This window comes from Stenotrophomonas sp. YJH_SMC_135, from assembly GCF_059372355.1.
In genome coordinates this window covers 155169-175283 of sequence record NZ_JCAFVN010000001.1, presented here as the reverse complement: position 1 = coordinate 175283, position 20115 = coordinate 155169, and the positions used below count along the sequence as shown (strand labels likewise).

The 20115-nt window shown below is 65.9% G+C and carries 20 protein-coding genes and 1 tRNA gene; 17 read left to right on the top strand and 4 right to left on the bottom strand.

The window, feature by feature from the left end:
* Positions 1-22: 22 nt before the first annotated feature.
* The 3 genes from AC5P98_RS00970 to AC5P98_RS00960 are packed head-to-tail and all read left to right on the top strand — an operon-like array spanning position 23 to position 3412.
* The gene (locus AC5P98_RS00970) at positions 23-946 is read left to right on the top strand and encodes a DUF58 domain-containing protein (RefSeq protein WP_032958561.1); all 924 of its coding nucleotides are present in this window, start codon (positions 23-25) and stop codon (positions 944-946) included.
* Complete coding sequence (locus AC5P98_RS00965; RefSeq protein WP_046429192.1) at positions 939-2888, top strand: transglutaminase TgpA family protein; 1950 nt, start codon at positions 939-941, stop codon at positions 2886-2888. The genes AC5P98_RS00970 and AC5P98_RS00965 overlap by 8 nt, the downstream gene beginning before the upstream one ends.
* On the top strand, positions 2885-3412 hold the full coding sequence (locus tag AC5P98_RS00960; RefSeq protein WP_014036182.1) for a Slp family lipoprotein: 528 nt from the start codon (positions 2885-2887) through the stop codon (positions 3410-3412). Before AC5P98_RS00965 ends, AC5P98_RS00960 begins: the two co-directional genes overlap by 4 nt.
* 103 nt (positions 3413-3515) lie before the next feature.
* Here the strand turns inward: AC5P98_RS00960 and AC5P98_RS00955 are convergent, their stop codons facing one another.
* The 4 genes from AC5P98_RS00955 to dnaX form a co-directional block, all read right to left on the bottom strand.
* On the bottom strand, positions 3516-3875 hold the full coding sequence (locus AC5P98_RS00955; protein WP_014646179.1) for a histidine triad nucleotide-binding protein: 360 nt from the start codon (positions 3873-3875) through the stop codon (positions 3516-3518).
* Between the two features lie 67 nt (positions 3876-3942).
* A complete protein-coding gene (recR, locus tag AC5P98_RS00950; protein ID WP_014646178.1) occupies positions 3943-4542 on the bottom strand; it encodes a recombination mediator RecR in 600 nt (199 codons plus the stop codon).
* An 82-nt stretch (positions 4543-4624) separates the two neighbouring features.
* Complete coding sequence (locus AC5P98_RS00945; RefSeq protein ID WP_005408298.1) at positions 4625-4945, bottom strand: YbaB/EbfC family nucleoid-associated protein; 321 nt, start codon at positions 4943-4945, stop codon at positions 4625-4627.
* A 6-nt stretch (positions 4946-4951) separates the two neighbouring features.
* On the bottom strand, positions 4952-7018 hold the full coding sequence (dnaX, locus tag AC5P98_RS00940) for a DNA polymerase III subunit gamma/tau (RefSeq protein ID WP_049404887.1): 2067 nt from the start codon (positions 7016-7018) through the stop codon (positions 4952-4954).
* Between the two features lie 143 nt (positions 7019-7161).
* On the opposite strand from dnaX, the gene AC5P98_RS00935 reads away from it, so the two are divergent.
* The 14 genes from AC5P98_RS00935 to AC5P98_RS00870 all read left to right on the top strand — a co-directional run bounded on the left by AC5P98_RS00935 (position 7162) and on the right by AC5P98_RS00870 (position 20108).
* Positions 7162-7254, top strand: a tRNA-Ser gene (locus AC5P98_RS00935).
* Positions 7255-8064: 810 nt separating this feature from the next.
* Entirely contained in the window at positions 8065-8394 is a 330-nt protein-coding gene (locus AC5P98_RS00930; RefSeq protein ID WP_126411778.1) for a hypothetical protein, read from the top strand.
* Positions 8391-9446: an OmpA family protein gene (locus AC5P98_RS00925; RefSeq protein WP_049404979.1), complete on the top strand. Its 1056-nt coding sequence runs from the start codon at positions 8391-8393 to the stop codon at positions 9444-9446. The genes AC5P98_RS00930 and AC5P98_RS00925 overlap by 4 nt, the downstream gene beginning before the upstream one ends.
* A gap of 540 nt (positions 9447-9986) precedes the next feature.
* Positions 9987-10259 carry a hypothetical protein gene (locus AC5P98_RS00920; RefSeq protein WP_014036176.1) on the top strand — a complete coding sequence of 91 codons (273 nt, stop codon included), beginning with the start codon at positions 9987-9989 and terminating at the stop codon, positions 10257-10259.
* A 112-nt stretch (positions 10260-10371) separates the two neighbouring features.
* A complete protein-coding gene (locus tag AC5P98_RS00915) occupies positions 10372-11901 on the top strand; it encodes a pilus assembly protein TadG-related protein (protein WP_321210539.1) in 1530 nt (509 codons plus the stop codon).
* A complete protein-coding gene (locus AC5P98_RS00910) occupies positions 11898-12683 on the top strand; it encodes a hypothetical protein (protein ID WP_014646173.1) in 786 nt (261 codons plus the stop codon). Before AC5P98_RS00915 ends, AC5P98_RS00910 begins: the two co-directional genes overlap by 4 nt.
* Positions 12684-12698: 15 nt before the next feature.
* Positions 12699-13514 (top strand): TadE/TadG family type IV pilus assembly protein, encoded by an 816-nt coding sequence (locus tag AC5P98_RS00905; protein WP_014036173.1) that lies wholly within the window; start codon positions 12699-12701, stop codon positions 13512-13514.
* Entirely contained in the window at positions 13498-14166 is a 669-nt protein-coding gene (locus AC5P98_RS00900) for a hypothetical protein (RefSeq protein WP_014646172.1), read from the top strand. Before AC5P98_RS00905 ends, AC5P98_RS00900 begins: the two co-directional genes overlap by 17 nt.
* Positions 14167-14176: 10 nt before the next feature.
* Positions 14177-14362 carry a hypothetical protein gene (locus tag AC5P98_RS00895; RefSeq protein WP_014646171.1) on the top strand — a complete coding sequence of 62 codons (186 nt, stop codon included), beginning with the start codon at positions 14177-14179 and terminating at the stop codon, positions 14360-14362.
* Complete coding sequence (gene cpaB / locus AC5P98_RS00890; RefSeq protein ID WP_014036170.1) at positions 14359-15153, top strand: Flp pilus assembly protein CpaB; 795 nt, start codon at positions 14359-14361, stop codon at positions 15151-15153. Before AC5P98_RS00895 ends, cpaB begins: the two co-directional genes overlap by 4 nt.
* Positions 15140-16636 (top strand): type II and III secretion system protein family protein, encoded by a 1497-nt coding sequence (locus AC5P98_RS00885; protein ID WP_014646170.1) that lies wholly within the window; start codon positions 15140-15142, stop codon positions 16634-16636. The genes cpaB and AC5P98_RS00885 overlap by 14 nt, the downstream gene beginning before the upstream one ends.
* A 13-nt stretch (positions 16637-16649) precedes the next feature.
* Complete coding sequence (locus AC5P98_RS00880) at positions 16650-18374, top strand: TadA family conjugal transfer-associated ATPase (RefSeq protein WP_080342718.1); 1725 nt, start codon at positions 16650-16652, stop codon at positions 18372-18374.
* A complete protein-coding gene (locus AC5P98_RS00875) occupies positions 18367-19221 on the top strand; it encodes a type II secretion system F family protein (protein WP_014646168.1) in 855 nt (284 codons plus the stop codon). Before AC5P98_RS00880 ends, AC5P98_RS00875 begins: the two co-directional genes overlap by 8 nt.
* Positions 19218-20108, top strand: a complete 891-nt coding sequence (locus AC5P98_RS00870; RefSeq protein WP_049404978.1) for a type II secretion system F family protein — start codon at positions 19218-19220, stop codon at positions 20106-20108. Before AC5P98_RS00875 ends, AC5P98_RS00870 begins: the two co-directional genes overlap by 4 nt.
* Positions 20109-20115 lie beyond the last annotated feature (7 nt).

The window sequence follows — 20115 nt, the reverse complement described above, 5'->3', positions numbered from 1 at the left end:
GGTGGCCACACGCTGGGCACGCATGCAGCTGCTGGCACGCCCACGCAGGCCCGAAGCCCTGCCGCAGCGACTGGATCGCCATCGCATCTATGTACTGCCGACCCGCTTCGGCCTGTTCGTCGCCACCCTGCTGTCGGCGATGCTGCTGGGCGCATTGAACTACAACAACAACCCGGCCCTGCTGCTGGCCCTGTTGCTGGCCGCAGCAGCGATCGCCAGCGCCATTGCCGCGCACCTGCAGCTGTCCGGCATACAGATCGATGCAATCTCCGCCGAGCCGGTTCCGGCCGGGCACCCCCTGCGCCTGCGCGTGGACCTGTCGTTGCGCGACCCGCGCGCGCGCCACGGGCTGCACCTGCAGCTGGGCGCAAGCGAGGCGTGGGTCGCACTGCCTGCACACGGTCGCGGCGAAGTGGAGCTGGATGTCCCCAGCGAGCGCCGCGGCTGGCTGGAACTGCCGCGCATCCGCCTGTCCAGCACGCAGCCTCTGGGGCTGGTGCGGGCATGGTCGTGGGTGTGGCCGGAGCAGCCGCTGCTGGTTTATCCACTGGCCGAGGCACTGGCACCACCCCTTCCGGAAAGTGGCAGCGATCCACTGCACACCCGCGCCCATGCCAGTGGCGACGAGCTGCACCAGCTGCGCCCCTATCGTGCCGGCGACGCCCCGCGCAGCATTGCCTGGAAACACTCGGCACGCCGCGACAGCCTGCTGGTACGCGAATACGAGAAGCCGATCGGCATCGAAGTGGTGCTGGACTGGCGCACGCTGGCGCCGCTGGGCCATGAAGCACGCATCGCGCGGTTGGCACGCTGGGTCGACATGGCCGAGCGCGAAGGCCGGCGCTACACGCTGCTGCTTCCAGCCCATCCCCCGTTCGGGCCCGGCCAGGGCGCCAGCCACCACCACCTGTGCCTGCGCGCACTGGCGCTGATGCCCCATGACTGAGCCTGCCGTCCTGCTCGATCGCAACGCCCGCAGCTGGACCCTGGCCAGCGCAGCGCTGGCGCTGCTGCCACTGCTGCTGCAGCTGCCGCCGGTGCTGGCCGTCGTGATCGCGATCACCGCCGTGCTGACCGCTGCGCTTTCCTGGCGGCGGGTGCTGCCGATGCCGGTGCGCCTGCTGCTGGTGCTGGCCATGCTCGCCACCATCGTCTGGCAGATGGGCATGGTGCGGCCGGGGCGTGATACCGGCTGTGCGCTGCTGGCGGCGATGCTGGCCATCAAATCCAGCGAACTGCGCAACCTGCGTGATGCGCGCAGCCTGCTCGGTTTCGCGCTGTTCTCGCCGTTCGCGGCCTTCCTGCTCGACCAGGGCCCGCTGACCACGGGACTGGCTGCGCTGGCCGCGGTTGCCGCACTGCTGGCCCTGCAACGCCTGGCCCAGGACGAGGGCCGCAGCCCACGCCTGCCACTGCACGGTCAACTGCGCGGCGTCGGCCGCCTGCTTGGCATCGGCCTGCCGCTGGCACTGGCCTGCTTCTGGTTGTTCCCGCGCTTGTCCACGCCGTTGTGGGGCGTACCCGAACGAGCGGTGGGTACGCCCGGCCTGGCTGACAGCATGGCGCCGGACCAATGGCTGGACCTGATGGCCGACGATACCCCGGCGCTGCGCGTGCAGTTCTTCGGCGCGGTGCCCGAGCCCGCGCAGCGCTATTGGCGCGGCCCGGTGCTGACTTCCTTCGATGGCCACCGCTGGAGCCGCGATCGCGCGACGGCCCGGCGCCCCGCCCCCGTGGTCGAAGCCGCCGCACAGGGATGGGACTACCAGATCGACTACGAACCCACCGACCGTCGCCTGCTGGTGGCCCTGGACCTGCCCAGCCGCGCACCGGAAGGCAGCAGTTTCGATGCGGACATGAGCCTGCGCAGCGACCGCACGCTGTCCGCGCTCAGCCGCTGGCGGTTGCATTCGGCGCCTCCGCAACGGTTCGACACCGATCTGTCGCCCTACCTGCGCCGCGCCGCGCTGCAGCTTCCCCCCGGCTTCAATCCGCGCACCGCCCAGCTGGCACGGCAATGGCGGCAGGAGGCCGGCAACGATGACGAAGCCATCGTCCGCCGAGCGCTGCAGTGGATCACCCGCGACTTCTCCTACACGCTCGATACCCCGGTGGCCGGGCGCGATCCGGTCGACGATTTCCTGTTCAACTACAAGGCCGGCTTCTGCCAGCACTTCAGCTCGGCCTTCGTGGTGCTGATGCGCAACGCCGGCATTCCGGCCCGGGTGGTGACCGGCTTCGCAGGTGGCACCCGCAACCGCATCGGGGACTACTGGGTAGTGCGGCGCATGGACGCCCACGCCTGGGCCGAAGTCTGGCTGCCCCAGCGCGGCTGGGTCCGGGTGGACCCGACTGCGGCCGTGGCACCGGAACGCATCCTGGACACGCTGGACGACCGCTTGCAGGCCGGCACGGACACCCCGCTGCAGCAGCGCTGGCTGCAGCTGGGGCAGATGGGTGACTGGCTGCGCCGTGGCTGGAACGACCTGGTGCTTTCCTTCGACGCACGCCGTCAGCAGCAGCTGCTCAGGCCGTTCGGGCTGGATGATCTCGGGCCGGCGCAGCTGGTGGCCGGCTTCGTGGTCGCCGCACTGCTGGCATTGGCATGGATGGCCTGGCTGCTGGCCCGCGGCGAGCGCGAGCGCGACCCGCTGCTGCGCGCCTGGCACCGGCTGGGGCGGCGCTATGCGCGCCTTGGCCTGGCCCGCGCCCCCCACGAGACGGCATGCGACTGGTCACGACGGGTACACGCCGTGCGCCCCGACCCCGCCCTGCTGGCACTCAGCCAGCGTTTCGCCGACGCGCGTTACGCTGGAACTTGCACCGACCTCGCTTCATTATTGCGGGACCTGCGCAGGCATCGCCCGACTTCCGGAGCCTCCCCATGAACACCAAGTTCCTCCTCACCGCTGTGGCCACGCTGGCCCTGTCGGCCTGCGCCACGGCCCCCAAGCCGCTGCAGGGACAGTTCAGCCTGGTCTCCCCGCGCGACTCGGTCGCCACCCAGCAGGTCGGCACGCCGGTCCGATGGGGTGGTCGCATCATTGAGACCAAGCCCGGCCAGGGCGAGACCTGCTTCCAGATGATCTCGCGCCCCCTCAACGCCAGTGGCCGCCCGAACACCACCTCGTCCGACGCCAGCGACGGCCGCTTCATTGCGTGCCGCGCCGGCTTCTACGACCCGGCCGTGTTTGAAGCCGGCCGCGACGTGACCTTCATCGGCAAGATCGACGGCTACCAGAACACCCGCATCGGGGAGTACGACTATCGCCTGCCGAAGCTGTCGGCCGATGTGATCTACCTGTGGCCGGAACAGCGCCAGGTCGATGTGGTGCCCTACCCCTATGGCCCGTGGGGCCCGGGCCCGTATGGCCCGTACTGGGGTGGTTACGGCCGTTGGGGCTGGTGGTGATCGCCACCGGCCATGCGTGATCGAAAAAGGCCGCCTTCGGGCGGCCTTTTTTTCATCCACGCATCGCATGGATCCACTGCGGGCAATGGTGGATGCCGGGCGCTCAGCGCCCCGGCGTACCGAAATGCCCCAGCGGCGCCCCGGCCAGCAGGTGCATGTGGATGTGGAACACGGTCTGCCCGGCATCCTCGCGGCAGTTCATCACGATGCGGTAGCCGTCCTGCGCGAACCCTTCGCGGCGCGCATATTCGGCGGCAGCCAGGGCAAGCTTCCCGATCAGGTGCGCCTGCGACGGCTGCAGGTCGTCCAGGGTCGGGATGATCTCGTTCTTCGGAATGAACAGTACGTGCACCGGCGCCTGCGGTGCGATGTCCTTGAAGCCCAGCACCTCGTCGTCCTCGTAGACGATGGTGGCCGGGATCTCGCGACGGATGATCTTGCTGAAGAGGGTTTCGTTGCTCATGGTCGGCCTCGGCGGGAGTGTCTTCCGCATTGTAGGCCGGCCGCGCCGGGCGATGCCCGGGTGGCGCTCAATCGCGGAATTCGCTGCGCGTTCCGAACGCGTGCGACAGCGTGCCGCGGTCAACGTATTCAAGCTCGCCACCGAGCGGCAGGCCCTGTGCCAGCCGGCTGGGCTGCACCTTGCGCGCGCGCGCCAGCTGCGCCAGGTAGTGCGCGGTGGCTTCGCCTTCGACGGTGGCACTGGTGGCGATGATCAGCTCCTGCACCTCACCGTCGGCCAGACGCTGCTCCAGCTGCTCCAGGCCCAGCTCGCGCGGGCCGATGCCATCGAGCGGCGACAGCCGGCCCTGCAGCACGAAGTAGACACCGCGGAAGCCGGTGGCGTTTTCGATGGCCAGGCGGTCGGCCGGCGATTCGACCACGCACAGCTGGCTGCGCTCGCGGCTGCTGTTGGCACAGGTCGGGCACAGCTCGGTTTCGCTGAAGTCGCGGCACTGCGCGCAGTGGCCGATGCGCTCCACCGCCAGCGCCAGGGCTTCGGCCAGTCGCTGGCCACCTTCGCGCTCGCGCTCGAGCAGGTGGTAGGCCATGCGCTGTGCGGTCTTCTGGCCCACGCCAGGCAGCACCCGCAGTGCGTCGATCAATTGTTCAAGCAGGGGTGCGGACACGGCGGCATGCTTTCATGGCGTCGAGCAGGCTCGACGGCTACAGATTCTGTGGCACCCGCTTGCACGGGTGCCACGCTGGCAATCAGAACGGCAGCTTCATGCCCGGCGGCAGCTGCATGCCGGCGGTGGCCGAACCCATCTTCGACTTCGACTCGGCGTCGATCTTGTTCGAAGCGTCGTTGAAGGCGGCGGCGATCAGGTCTTCCAGCATCTCCGGGTCGCTGGTCAGCGACGGGTCGATGCGCACCTTGCGGCATTCCTTGGCGCCGGTCAGGGTCACGCTGACCATGCCGCCACCGGCACTGCCGGTCACTTCGATCTTGGCGATTTCTTCCTGGGCCTTCTGCAGGTTTTCCTGCATCTTCTGGGCCTGCTGCATCAGTTGGGCGATGTTTCCGCGCATGGTGTCTTACTCGTCAAAAGAACGGATGGAATCGGAAACAACCCGTGCGCCGTGCTGTTGGATCAGCACCTGCACTTCCGGGTCGTCCATGAAAACGGCCTCTGCCACCTGCTGCCGCTCGCCACGCTGGCGGTCGGCCCGCTGATGCAGGGTCTCGGCCGGAACGTGTTCGGTTTCCACGGTCTCGACCACGATCTTCGGCGCCTGGCCGAGGGCCTTCTGCAGCATCTCGCCCAGGGCAGCCAGCGCGCGCTCCGAGCGCAGGTATTCAAATCCGGGCGAAAGGCCCAGTTTCAAGGTCCCGTGCTGGCAGCTGATGAACGCGGCGTTGGCGGCGAGCTGTCGCGAGGGGCCGCTCAGGCCGCTGTTGGCGACCAGGTCCAGCCAGTCTTCGGCCGTGGCCAGCTCGCTGACACCTTCCTGCGGCGCGGCGGCATGCGCCGGGGCCGGCTTGGCATGTTCGGCCGGCGCAATGGCAATGCCTTCGGCGCGGAACGGGCGCTCGGGCGGCGCAGGCTCGCTGGGAGCCGCGACGGGAGCCGACGGTTCGTGCCAGGGCGCAGCCATGGCGGCGTCCGGGCCGGACATCTCGGCCGCCAATGCCTCGTCACGCGCCTCGGCTTCGTCAGTGGCCCACGGCGGCAGGTCGTCGCCTGCCTCTGCAGTGACGGCAGGCGCCGGCGCCTGTGGCTCAGCCTTCACCGGCGGCGGCGACACGGGCTCTTCCACCGGAACCGGCTCGGGCTCCGGCGTCGGATCTGGTTCCGGTTGCGGGGCCGGTTCGGGCTCGGGTTCAGGTTCGCGCAGCGCGGCCTGCACCGGCGCGGCTGCCTGCGCCGCTACCGCCGGGCTGCCCGAAGCGGCAGCAGCGGCCGGCGTCGCATCGCGGCTACCGGTACCGGCGCCACCACCAGCAGCGTTGCCACCCGGCGTGCCGCCCAACGCACCGTCGACGGCCTTCGGCACCGGCGGTACCGCTGCGGCCGGACGGAACGCCAGCATGCGCAGCACGGCCATTTCAAAGCCCGCGCGCGGGCTGGGTGCCAGCGGCAGGTCGCGGCGGCCATTCAAGGCCATCTGGTACCAGAGCTGCACCACTTCCGGGCGCAGGCGCTCGGCGAATGCGGCGACATCCAGGCCTTCCGCCGCGGCAGCGCCCGGCACCAGCTGCTGCACCTGGATGCGGTGCAGCCCTTCGGCCAGCGCTTCCAGCACACCACTCCAGTCCGGCGAGAACTCTGCCAGCGCGGCTACCACCTGCAGCAGGCGCGGGCCATCGCCGTCGGCCAGCGCATCGAGCATCGCCGCCACCTGGGTGCGGTCCACGGTACCCAGCATGGTGCGCACCACGTCCTCACGCAGCGCGCCGCCGGCATAGGCGATCGCCTGGTCCAGCAGTGACAGGCCATCGCGCAGGCTGCCGTCAGCGGCCTTGGCCAGCTGCACGATGGCGCTTCCATCGGCCTCGATCGCTTCCGCCGCCAGGATGCGGGTCATCTGGCCCTGGATCTGGTCTTCATCCAGGCGCTTGAGGTTGAACTGCAGGCAGCGGCTGAGCACGGTGACCGGCAGCTTCTGCGGATCGGTGGTGGCCAGCAGGAACTTCACGTGCTCCGGCGGTTCTTCCAGCGTCTTCAGCAGCGCGTTGAACGCCGCCTTGGACAGCATGTGCACTTCGTCGATCAGGTAGACCTTGTACTTGCCGCGCGAGGGCATGTACTGCGCGTTCTCGATCACCTCGCGCACGTCATCCACACCGGTGTTGGACGCGGCGTCGATTTCCAGCAGGTCGATGTAGCGGCCGGCGTCGATGTCCAGGCAGGCCGCGCACTGGCCGCACGGGTCGGCGCTGGTGCCCTGCTCGCAGTTCAGCGACTTGGCGAAGATGCGCGCGATGGTGGTCTTGCCCACGCCGCGGGTGCCGGTGAACAGGAACGCGTGGTGGACCCGGCCGCTGTCCAGCGCGTTGCTGAGCGCACGGACCACGTGTTCCTGGCCCACCAGCTCGGCGAAACGCTTCGGACGCCACTTGCGGGCAAGGACGAGATAGGACATCAGGCCACCGTTTTCCATCGGATGTTCCATTGTGCCATGCCTGTCCAGCCCCCTCGCCAACAATGCCGCTGGATGCGCCCCTGATCAGGGTGCTTGTGTCCGGCCGCGCCGCCCGCTAGAATCTGCGCCCCTGCTGAGGCGTTTGCCGATGGCAGGGATCCGGAGAGGTGTCCGAGTGGTTGAAGGAGCACGCCTGGAAAGTGTGTAAGCGTCTAAACCGCGCTTCGGGGGTTCGAATCCCCCTCTCTCCGCCAGACAAATGAAGAAGCCGCCCTCTGGGCGGCTTTTTTATTTGGCTGGCGGAGAGCATCGGGCGAGAGAAGCCCTGCCGGGGTTCGACGGTTCTGCAGGAGCAGAACCGGACCGCCGAAGGCGGGTCCCGGGGCGCAGCGCGCACCGGGATCGGGTGCATGGATGCACCCGACAATCCCCCTCTCTCCGCCAGATAACTGAAAAAGGCTGCCTTCGGGCAGCCTTTTTCAGTTATCTGGCGGGGGATGCGAAGTGCGCTGCGCGCGCTTCACCCCAGACGTTGCTGCGCAACGTTCGGGCCCCTCCCCTTGCCAGCCTCTCCCCGCCCCTGTCGGGGCAGCCCCTCAACAGAGGGGCTTGTTGCTCCAGATCCATCAATGGGTTTCCGCCGTGCGGGGATGCCTGATCGGTTGTACCTCGCAGAAGCCGCTGGCGGGAGATGCGAAGTGCGCTGCGCGCGCTTCACCCCAGACGTTGCTGCGCAACGTTCGGGCCCCTCCCCTTGCCGGCCTCTCCCCGCCCCTGTCGGGGCAGCCCCTCAACAGAGGGGCTTGTTGCTCCAGATCCATCAATGGGTTTCCGTCGTGCGGGGATGCCTGGTCGACCGTCCCGCTTCCACGTTCGATGGCCGTCCAACGACAGGATCTGCCCCACGTCGTGGCACCCCGCGCTTCCTGTCCACGCCCTGACCACTGGCCGTGCCGTGGCGATGCAACGACACGCTGGCACTCACTGCCTGTTGCTATGCTCGGGCCACAGGGGATTGATGCCCGCTATCGGGCCGGATGAGGAACATCAACATGCGGTATTTCATGACGAAGCTAGTGATCACCTCCGCCTTGCTGATCGGCAGCGGCACCGCAGTCGCACAGGGCGGCGGTGCGGCGCAGTTCGGCGCACTGGGAGGCACGCATGCAGGCAATGCCCTGGCGTGCGGCGCAACCCCGGAACAGGCCGCCAAGCTGCGCGCAAGCCACAAGGCACAGGCAAAAACCGTGTTCGGCGCCGAAGCAGGCTTCGACCAGGCCTATGACACGGCCGAAGCGCAGACACAGAAGAAGATCACCGATGCCTGGAAGAAGGGCCAGTACAAGCCCACCAGCGAAGTCTGCAACGAACTGATGAAGCAGGTGCGTTCATGACGCAGAAGCACGGATCGACGATGTCCGCAGTGCGCGCGAGCCTGTTGGCCGCCAGCCTGGTACTGGCACTGGGTGCCTGCAAGCGCGCTGGCGAAGCGCCTGCAGAGGGTGGCGCTTCCTCGGCCGCACCTTCCAGCACCGCAACCGAACCATCACCGCAGGCGGCTGCGGCCACGGATGGAAGCCAGAAGGCCGCAGCATTCAATGTTGCCGAGCTGCCCGTATCGCAGGCAACGATCGGCAGCTTCCCTTATCTCGGACTGCCGCAGGGCTACACCAGCCAGGACGTCGTAGACAGCGAATTCGATCGCGTACCGTTCTGGACCGGCGATCGCGTGGAATGGATTGAAGGCAAGGTTCATTCTTCGGTCCTGCAGAGCAGCAGCGATCACCCTTATTCGCAGCTGGAGCTCAGCCGCAATGTACAGAGCCTGGTCGAGGCCCTAGGGGGCAAGCGCATTTTCTCCGGCACCATACCGGCCGATGCATCGCGTGACATCGGCAACAGCAAGGCGGCGACCACCTATGTCGGCGGCATCGGCGACATCTACAACGAACCCGCAGAAACCTATGTCATCCATCGCGAAGATCGCGATATCTGGATTCACCTGGGCTCGGGTGGAAACTCCGGCGGCCTGCTCGTCGCAGAGACAAAACCGGTGCAGATCACGGCCAAGGTCATTGAAGCGGACACGCTGAAACAGGCACTGGACAGCAGTGGCAAGGTATCCATCCAGGTGAACTTCGCAACCGACGCCGCCGAGATCCTGCCCGATTCGGAACCGCAGATCGCACAGGTCACCCAGCTGTTGAAGGCCGACCCACAGCTTCGCCTTTCCGTTGAAGGACACACCGACAACAGCGGCAGCCAATCGCACAACCAGACGCTCTCGCAGGCGCGTGCGGAGTCGGTGCGCACGCGTCTTGTCGGCGGTGGAATCGCAGCCGAACGCCTGAGCGCGAAAGGCTATGGGCAGAGCCAGCCGGTCGCCGACAACGCAACCGAAGAAGGGCGTCGCGCCAATCGTCGCGTGGAACTGGTCAAGCGCTGATATCACCACGACGTTACTGCGTTGAAGCACTCCGGAAAAAGCACATGCCCTGCATGTGCTTTTTTTCTTTTCCGCGCCGCACGGTCATTTGTTTTGCCGCGGATGCAACGAGATAAAAACACGCGGATCTCTCATCCCGTTCGAACAAGAAGCAGGCCGTGCACGCGCCCTCTGTAGCGCGCCAATATTCCGGCACCACAAGCCGCCTGCGTGACACAAATATGTCAGTTAAGTGTTAATTTCCTTAACGAAAAGCGGTGCATCTAGCTCAAATTTGACGTGATTATGTGCAGACAATTGTTAATCTGCAATGTTCATCACATTTTCAAATATTTCATTGCATATCGGAAAAACCTGACTTGTATCGTCAATTTTCTGTCGATAGGCTTGGCCCCGTTCTCGAACAAGCGACAAATTTTCGACGAACCAGGGTGTGAGCTTCCTGTCTTTACCTCGCCCTGCCATTAATCAGGATCCCCCAGCGGACACGCCGAATATCCCGCACACCCGGGAGGATTCCTGCCATCAAGGAGGAAATACATGGAACGCAGCCGTCGTCACATCCGTTTTTCCCGTAAGCAGGCCGGTCAGGGCATGACCGAGTACATCATCATCACCGCGCTGATCGCCATCGCCGCGATCGGAGCCGTCACCTTCTTCGGAGGCACGGTTCGCAGCCAAGTGGCAGGCATGTCGAAAGAACTTTCCGGCCAGAGCGCGACGCAGTCGATCAACCGCGCCAAGAACCAGGCCAACAGCGCCCAGCAGGAAGCTGACAAGACCAAGGGCATGGACGCGTACAAGAACAAGTAATACCCCAGCCCTGGCGGCATGAAGCCGCCAGGGCCCTCCCAGCATAATCTCCCTGCGCGCACCGCACGCGGCGCGCGACGGGCAGCCATGGCCTCCGGCCCAGGAATTCGTTATGCGCAGCGCATTGGCTTTGGCACGAAGCCGTGCGGCCCGGGGCGTTTCCAGCCACCGAACGGTCGCCGGCCAAGCAATGGTTCTCGGGCTGGCACTCATTCTGGTTCTATGCATCGGGATTGTCCTGCTGTTCAACACAGGGCAGGTGGTGAACAAGAAGGTGGAGCTGGTCAATGCGGCCGACGCCGCCGCCTACAGCGTTGCGATCCAGCAGGCACGCGCACTGAACTACGCGGCCTACATGAACCGTGCCCGCGTTGCCAACGAAGTGGCCGTGGCACAGACGATCAGCCTCTATTCGTGGCTGAACCAGATGCACACCACCTCCATCGTCATCCGCACCACGCTGGATGTGCTCTCCGCCATTCCCTACATCGGCGTGGTGTTCAAGGCATTGGCAACCGCCTTCAAGGTCGCCGAACGCATTCTCAAGGTCACCCGCCAGACGTTCCAGCCTGTCGCGCAGGCGGCCATCATCGCCATCGACAAGCTCAACATGATGTTCGCCGCCTCGGTGCAGCTCGTCATCGAGGGCGTATCGCGGCTGGACAGCTACACCATCGCCAAGGATGTGCTGCAGCGGAACTCACCGCAGGCACAACTGGGCACCATCGGAACCGCGGTGCTCGGCACGCAACTGGCCACGGCCGAGAACCGGCTGCTGCAGCGCTACAGCATTCCCCGTACCGCCAACGGTGGCTCGGCCACGCAGCGCCAGGGCGCCGACCGCTTCCGCAATGTGGTGATGCAGTCGCGTGATGGCTTCAGCAAGAGCCGCAGCGATGATTTCCTCGGCTTCCTGGTGCAGTCCGGCGGCACCGACATGGTCGACTACAACCGATGGGCAGCGCTGGACACCATGGCCGTCGAGCTTCCGCTGCCATGGCCGCTTTCCGATATCGATATTCCGGTCGGCTGGGGCGGTGCGCAAGCCGTGGAAAGCTATCGCAACCAGCGCTTCCTCAACGGCTTCGGCAACGGCAACGGCTGGTACTCGGACTGGGACCGCCGCCGCTACCGCCCGTATGGCGAAGCGGTGCGCCGCAATCGCGGCGCGGCGTGGATTGTCGACCGCAGCCAGGATGCCAACGTGCGCTTCGCCAATGGCCAGCATCGCAAGGCCTTCTTCACCGGCTACAACGGCCTGCGCGACTATCACGACGTCAAGGCCGGGCAGGCACTGCAGCCTTACGCCGAGAATGATCGTGACCGCGACAAGGTCGGCCCGGTCTTCACCATCTATGCCGAGACCGCCGGCACCAGCGCGCGCACCACGTCCGGCGCCGGCATCGGCGCCCCGGCCGGCTCGCAGATGGAACTGCCGGACAGGATGGCCAACAACAAGATCGCCGCACTTTCCTCCGCGCAGGTGTTCTTCGACCGCCCGGTGCAGCTGCGCATGTTCAGCCGCGATGACCGCAAGCGTGAAACCGGAAACCTGTTCAGTCCTTACTGGCAGGCACGACTGGTCAAGACCGATGCCACCACCAAGGCTGCCCTGGCGGCAGCCGGAGCCTTGATGCCATGACGTTTGCTGTTTTCAATCGCCTGCACCTGTCGATCGCCACACTGCTGATCAGCGGCTGTGGCAGCGCGGCGGACAACGGCGAGCCCGCCGCTGCCAGGAACATGCCGGGCATCCATCTTGACCAGATTGCCGAAACCCTGGTGGATGGACGCAACGCGGCGCGCACCAGCTACCAGCAGGCACTGAGCGACTGCCAGGCAGCAGGATTGCCGACCCGCGCACTGGATGACGCCGATGTCGCCCGCCTGGGAACCGTCCGTTACGAAGCCTGGCTTTCCAGCAAAGAGGAAGTGTTCCGTACCCGCGAATGGCGCCTGCTCAACGATGGCCCTGCGACCAGCTGCCAGTTCCGGCTGGAGGCCACCGGCCTGCAGGAGACCCAGAGCGCCTCCGGCGTGGAGCAGGTCGATCTGGCAACGGGAGAGCGTAGCCAGTCCCCTGCCGACAGCGACGGGCTCACCCGCTTTGCCGCCGAAGCCGACGAGGGCAGCGCCTCGCCGGGCTTCCAGCGCGCGGGCAACCGCAGGGTCGCTGGCCAGCCGTGCAACGTGTGGAAGGACGAGAACGGACGGTTCAGCCAGTGCGTGTGGTCGGCTGGTGCGAGCTGGGGCTTCACCCCCGGTGCGCTGAACGACTACCGGCCGAGCCGCTACGCCATTGTCCTGGAGCAGGAACCCCTCGACGGCAATGGCACCCGCCTGACCACGCAGCGCATGACGGTGGGCCAACCCTTTGAACGCGGCGACCTCGAGGTACCGCGCGAACCGTCCTCCCAACGATGACCTGCTGAGGTAGCCATGGACAGGGAACGCCCATTCCGCGGCGCGCGTCGCCAGCGCGGCCAGAGTCTCACCGAAGTCGCCGTGCTCTGCGCCGTGCTGGTGCCGATCTTCCTGCTGATCCCGATCCTGGCCAAGTACATCCACGCCCGCCAGGCCACCCAGCAGGCCGCGCGCGCGATCGCCTGGGAAGCCACCGTATCGCCGGACTACAAGCTGCCGGCCAGCGGCCGCCAGCGCGATCTTGCCGTCGACCGCTATTTCGGGCGTGCCAACGATCCCATCGTCAGCCAGGCGCAGACCGGCGCACGCGATGCCGCCGTCGGCGACGTCCTGATGAATACCTTCTCCAACCAGCCGCTGGTGCGGCGCGGTGACCTCGCCCTGGTCTCCTACACCAGCACGTCGGCAGGCGGCATGATGAAGAAGATCGGCGACGTGACCTCGATGTTCGGTTCGTTCCCGCCCAACCGCAACGGCCTGACCCAGGCCCAGCTGCGGTTGGATGTGCAGGATCTGAAAAGTGCCAACGGCAGTGCTGCCGCCTATCTGGAACCCTTCGATTCGCTGGGCCTGAAGCTGCAGGCCACCCATGTGGTGCTGGCCGACCCCTGGAATGCCGCCGGTTCCGGGCTCAAGGTCAACTCGTCACGCTCGGTGATCGCGCAGGTCAAGCCACTGGTGCCATCCCAGCACATGGCGGGCATCGCCAAGGCGTTTGACGGCCTCTCCGGCATTCCGATGATCGGGACGCTGAGCAGGCTTGATCCCGGTTACATCGCGCCCGACGTGGTGCCTGTCGACAAGTTGCCTGCCTATGCGCCGTCGCGTTGACCTGCTGGCGGCACTGGCCGCGCTGCTGTTCGCCTGGCCTGCGCTGGCCGCGTCCTGGCCGGACATTCCCGAGCCCGAGGGCGCGCAGAGCGAGTGGGTGGCCAAGGACATGCTCTACAACGGCCTGCCCATGCGCATCTCGCGCTTCACGTCCGCATTGCCGGTGTCGTCCATCGTCAGCTACTACAACCGCGAATGGCCCGGGCAGACCGTGATCAACGAGGTCGGCGGCAAGACCGTGATCGGCCACGCACACGGCGAGTACTACGTGACCATCGAGGTATCGGCCAAGGGCAGTGGCAGCCAGTCACAGATCGGCATTACACGCCTGCTCAAGCGCAAGCCCGATGCCGCGGCCGGCGCCGATTTCCCGAAACCGTCCGGGACGCAGGTGATCAATGACATCACCTACCTGGACACGCCCGGGCGCAGCCTGTCCATGGAAAGCACGCTGTCTCCGTTCCAGACCGATGCCTTCTATGCCAGCCGCCTCCCCGCGGACGGCTGGAGCCGAAGTTCCGGCCCTGCGGGGTGTTCGATGATCGCGCTGCAGTGCGTTGTCCGCTACAGCAAGGGCAGCCAGGAAATGACCATGACCTTCAACCGGCACGAGCAGGGAACCTCGATTGTCGTCAACCAGTCGCAGCACTGAGACCACCGCCATGAGAAAACGCATTCCCCCGTCCCTACGCCGCCAGCGCGGGGCCGCACTGATCGAGTACGCCGTGGTCGCTTCCGTCGGTGTCCTGGTCCTGGTCGCCGAGCCGAACATCGTGCTCGAGCTGATCGATTCACTGCGCAAGGCGTACCAGGGGTTCACCTACATGCTGTCGATGGGAGTCGTATGAAGGCGCTCCCGCTGAAAGCCAACCGCAACGTCGTCTTCATCATCATCGCCCTCGCCCTCGGCCTGTTCGCGGCCCTGGTCGCCGTGCGCTACGTGCAGAAGGCAGTGAACGAGCGTGCCGCTCCGCCGGTGGAAATGGTGCCGGTAGCCGTGCCCAAGACCGACATGGAGCCGGGCAGCATTGTCACCGTTGCCGACCTTGCAGTGCGCGAAGTCCCCGCCGACCTGCCGCCTGCCGATGCGATCACGCCGGACAATGTGTCCGAGTACAGCGGCCGCATGCTGCGCGCGCCGATCCGCGAAGGTGCACCGCTGGGTGCCAGTGCACTGGTACCGCTGTACGACCAGTTCTCGCGCGTGATCGCCAAGGGCAACGTGGGCTACACCCTCCAGGTGGACGAGACGAACTCGATCTCCGGCATGATTGCTCCCGGAGATCACGTCGACATCCTGCTCACCGTCGAGCAGGAACAGACCGGTGCCCGGGTGCTGCCGCTGCTTGAGGACATCAACGTTCTGGCAACCGGCAACCGCGTCGGCGAAACGCCGGCCTCGGAAGACCAGCAGGGCTATTCGAACATCACTCTGGAACTGACACCGGCACAGGCGCAGCGACTCACGGTCGCCGCCAAGGCCGGTTCGATGCGGGTGATGCTTCGCCAGGTGGAGGATCGTGGTGCGTTCGGCCTCAGTGGCATGACGCAGAGGGAACTGCTCGGCAACGGCACGCAGGGTCGTGCTGGCGTGCAATTCATCATTGGGGGCAAAGGGTCGACGAATGCGCAGCAATAATGGAATCCGCAGCCTCATTGCCGCCACTGCGGCCATCGCTGTTGTCACCTCGCCACTGCTGGCCGTGGCACAGACCACCGGCACCCAGCTGACCCCGGTACCGGTCATGGCCGCACCGCGCCCTGCTGTCCAGGCGCAACCGCAGCCCAACACCAACCATGCACCGGTACCCGGTGGGCAGAGCGCCTTCCCGGCGCCGGTTCCCGATCCCGCCTATCGCACCAGCGCGTCGGCCATGCCCGCGGTGCCACTGCCCACCCGCGCCCGGATCTATGCCGGCCAGGCCGCCGTCTACACGCTGCCCAGCGGGCTCAAGCGCGTGGCCGTCGGTAGTGGCGAGATGCTCGAGGTCACCAACGTCGGCCCGCGCGACCTGATCATGATGGGCATGAAGCCCGGCTCCACCACGGTTCACCTGTGGCTGCAGAACGGCAAGCAGCTGCAGGTGCAGGTGGACATCTCCGAGAACGATGCCGTCAGCCTGGCCGAGACCATCCGTACCCTGCTGGCCGACGTGGAAAAGATCAATGTGCATGCGGTCGCCGACCGTGTGGTCATTACCGGCCAGGACATCAACCCGGGCATCGGCAGCCGCATTGATGCGATCCAGAAGATCTACCCGACGGTGTTGAATTTCACTACTGCCGACCCGGTGGGCATGCGCCCGATGGTGCAGATGGACGTGAAGATCATGGAATTCGACACCAATGCGCTGGAAGAACTCGGCATCCAGTGGGACAACGTCATCCGTGGCCCGGTGGCGGGCATCGTCAAGGATTTCACCAACAACAACTACTACCGCATCAACCCCGAGCAGAGCCCGGCCAACGGCGTGCTGCTGCCGAACAAGCTGCAGGGAACCCAGGCCTTCTTTGGCATCGCCACGCAGATCGGCTCGGCGATCAACCTGATGATGAACAAGGGCAAGGCGTTCCTGCTGGCCTCGCCCCAACTCAGCGCCCGCAGCGGCGGGCAGGCCAAGTTCCTGGCCGGCGGCGAAGTGCCGATCCCGGTTCCGCAGGGTTTCGGCCAGGTCACCGTCGACTACAAGGAATACGGCATCAAGCTCGACATCGAGCCCCTGGTCAACTTCAACCAGGACATCTCCACCCGCATCCTGGCTGAGGTCAGCCGCGTCGATCCGACGGTGACCGTGCAGGGCGTGCCTGGCTTCACCACCCGCCGCACCGAGTCGGAAATCAACGTCCACGCAGGGGAAACCATCGTCATCTCCGGGCTGATCGACTCCAGCGCGCAGCAGGATGCCAAGCGCCTGCCGCTGCTGGGCGATATCCCGATCCTCGGAAAGCTGTTCCGCTCCGATGGCTTCCGTGGCAATCGTACCGAGCTGGTGATGTTCGTTACTCCGCGCGTGGTGACGCCGGGCTCGCAGGAAAACCTCGATGGCCTGGAGCGTGCGCGACAGATCCAGGAGCGCGGCCAGCAGGCCATGCCGCGCAGGAACAAAGATTTCGTGCAGTGACCGGAGCCGTCGCATGTTCAACATCCTCATCGACACACCCAACCGCGACCAGCGACGTGTCCGCTGCCTGCACCGTGAATGCGGGATCGGCCGTGGCGACGGCAACCTGGTGGTGCTGCAGGGCTGGAGCATCGCCCAACGCCATGCGGCGCTGAAGCGCGAGGACGAGGGCATCTTCATCGAGAGCCTGGGAGGCCGCTCGCCGGTACTGGTGAATGGCGAACAGGTCAAAGGCAGCCGTGGCCCGCTCACCAGCCGTGACCGGGTGCAGATCGGCGACTACCTGCTGCAGGTGGTGGACGACGACCCGCCGGCCGAACCCACCGCCGATGCTGGAAGTTTCAATGCGGGCGCGGCCAACGATGTACCGGTGGACGCCACGCCCGCACCGGCACCCGCACCGGCGCAGCCATCCAGCGAACGCCAGCTGGCGCGGCCGGAGCAGCTGCCGCCGGACATGGCGGTCTATCGTGCAAAGCTGCATGCCTCGCTGGTCAAGCAGATGGACCTGCGCCGGCTTGACGTGCGCAGCATGGACGATGAGTCGCTGCGCAACGCCACGATCAAGCTGATCGATGAGGTGATGCAACGGGAGTTCTCCGAGCTGCCAAAGACGATCAACCCACGCAGGCTGGCCAAGGAGGTGCTCGATGAGGCCATCGGCCTGGGCCCGCTGGAAGACCTGATCGACGATGCGACGGTGACGGAAATCATGGTCAACGCGCACGACCAGATCTTCATTGAACGTGCGGGCCGGATCGAACGGTCCCCCATTGTCTTCACCAGTGACCGCGCGGTGCTGTCAGCCATCGAGCGCATCGTGACGCCCCTCGGTCGCCGCATCGACGAAAGCTCGCCGATGGTCGACGCGCGACTGAAGGATGGCTCCCGCGTCAACGCCATCATTCCGCCGGTGGCGCTGCGCGGCCCGAGCATCAGCATCCGAAAGTTCGCCAAGCGCAAGCTGGAAGGAAAGGACCTGCTCACCTTCGGTTCGCTCAGCCAGCCGATGCTGGAATTCCTGATCGTTGCGGTGCGCGAACGGCGCAACATCGTCGTCACCGGCGGCACCGGCTCCGGCAAGACCACCCTGCTCAACATCCTTTCCAACTTCATTCCCGATACCGATCGCATCGTCACCATCGAGGACGCGGCCGAACTGAAGCTCGTCCAGCCCAACCTGGTTGCCCTGGAAGCGCGTCCTCCCAACATGGAAGGCAAGGGCCATATTTCCATCCGCGACCTGGTGCGCAACGCGCTGCGCATGCGCCCGGACCGAATCGTGGTCGGCGAGTGCCGCGGCGGCGAAGCACTGGACATGCTGCAGGCCATGAACACCGGCCACGAAGGATCGCTGACCACCGCCCATGCCAACAATCCGCGCGAGGCGCTGTCGCGCCTGGAAGTGATGGTCATGATGTCCGGCATGGAGCTGCCGATGACGGTGGTGCGCGAACAGATCTCGTCGGCAGTGGACCTGATCGTGCACCAGAAGCGATTCCCCTGCGGTTCGCGCAAGGTCAGCCACATCACTGAGTTGACGGGCATGGAAAGCGGAACCATCCAGCTGCAGGATGTGTTCCTGTTCAAGGCACGCTCCACTGCCGGACGCGATGGCAAGGTGGTGGGCGAGTTCGTCGCGACCGGTGCAGTGCCGGAGTTCTATGAAGAGCTTGCCGAGCGCGGCGTCGCCGTTGACCTGGACATTTTCCGTACCGGGGGACGGCGGAATGAGTGACATCCTGCTGATCGCCCTGCTGTGTTTTGCCTGCGTGACGGGCTCGGTGCTGTTGCTGGCGCGTGCCAGCTCCGGCTTCATGGACCGTTACCGCGCCAACTTCATGGACCAGGCGCGGGTCAATCTGGCCGACATGTTCCTGTTCGTCGACCCGCGCGTGCTGTTCAGGACCAATGTCCTGATGCTGCTGGCGATTCCCGTGCTGCTGTGGATCGTCACCGGCGGCAACCTGCTGCTGCCGATCCTGGCCCTGATCCTGCTGGCCATAGCGCCACGCAAGATCTACCTGTGGCTGAAGCAGCGCCGCCTCGACCAGATCCAGCAGCAGTTGCCCGACGGGCTGCTGATGCTGGCCGGCAGCCTCAAGGCCGGCGTCGGCTTCAATCCTGCGCTGGAAGCACTGGCCCATGACGGCCTGCCTCCGCTGGCCCAGGAGCTGGCACTGGTACTGCGCGAGCAGCACATGGGCGTGCGCACGGAGGAGGCGCTGGACAACTTCGCCGCCCGCGTGCCCATTGCCGACGTGAAGCTGTTCGTGGCCGCCGTCAGCATTTCGCGCGAGGTTGGTGGCAATCTCGCCGAGAGCCTCTCCACGCTCGCCGAAACGCTGCGGCGCAAGCTCATCATGGAAGGCAAGGTCAAGGCACTTACCGCGCAGGGGCGCCTGCAGGGCATCGTCATGGCGATGCTGCCAGCCGGCCTTGTCGGCTTCCTCGTGCTGTTCTATCCAGAAACGATGAACCCCATGTTCCACACCTTCATCGGCTGGTGCGTCATGGCCCTGATCGGGGTACTGGAATACCTCGGCTACCGCATGTGCCGCAAAATCATGACGATCGATATATGAACGCCCTGCTCATCCTGGTCGCACTGCTTGCCGCTGCCGCTGTTGGGCTGCTTGCATTCGCGCTGCGCGGACTGGTGCAGTCGGTCGAGGTGGACCAGCGCAACTACCAGGATCCGCTGCCGCTGCTGCTGCGCATCCTGTGGCCGCTGATTACGGTCGCTACGCGCCTGGCCGGGCCGCGCCTGTCCTCGGCACAGCTGGAGCGCGCGCATCGCAGCCTGCAGTCGGCCGGCCAGGACTTCGTGCTGTCACCGGAAGAACTGTATGGCGCACGCATCGTCTCCGCCGCCGTGGCCAGTAGCTTCCTGTTGCTCACCATCATCCTGCTGGGCCGGTTCGGAGTCGGCTCCGTGCTGATGGCCCTGGCATTCGGCGCACCCTTCGGGTGGATGTATCCCACGCTGTGGCTGGGCGAACGGCGGAAAGCGCGCTCCAAGCATGTGATCCGCGACCTGCCTATCTTCCTCGACTTCATCACCATGGCCGTCGAAGCGGGCCTGAACATCACCGGTGCGATCGAACAGTCCGTCGACAAGGGGCCGCCCGGACCGTTGTCACAGGAGTTCTCGCGCATGCTGCGTGATCTGCGCGCGGGCCTTCCGCGCGCCGAAGCACTGCGACGCATGTCCGATCGCGCCGACATCTCCCAGTTGACCAGCTTCACCAGCGCCTTGATCCAGGCGGACCGGGTGGGTGCCAGCCTGAGTGACACACTGCGCTCGCAGGCCATGCAGCGCCGCGAAGAGCGCTTCCTTCGCGCCGAGAAGCTGGCCCTGGAAGCACCGGTGAAGATGATGCTGCCGCTGGTGCTGTTCTTCTTCCCGCTGATCTTCGTCGTCCTGGCCTACTTCATCTTCCTGCAGATGAAGCAGCAGGGCATCCTGTGAGTCCCCG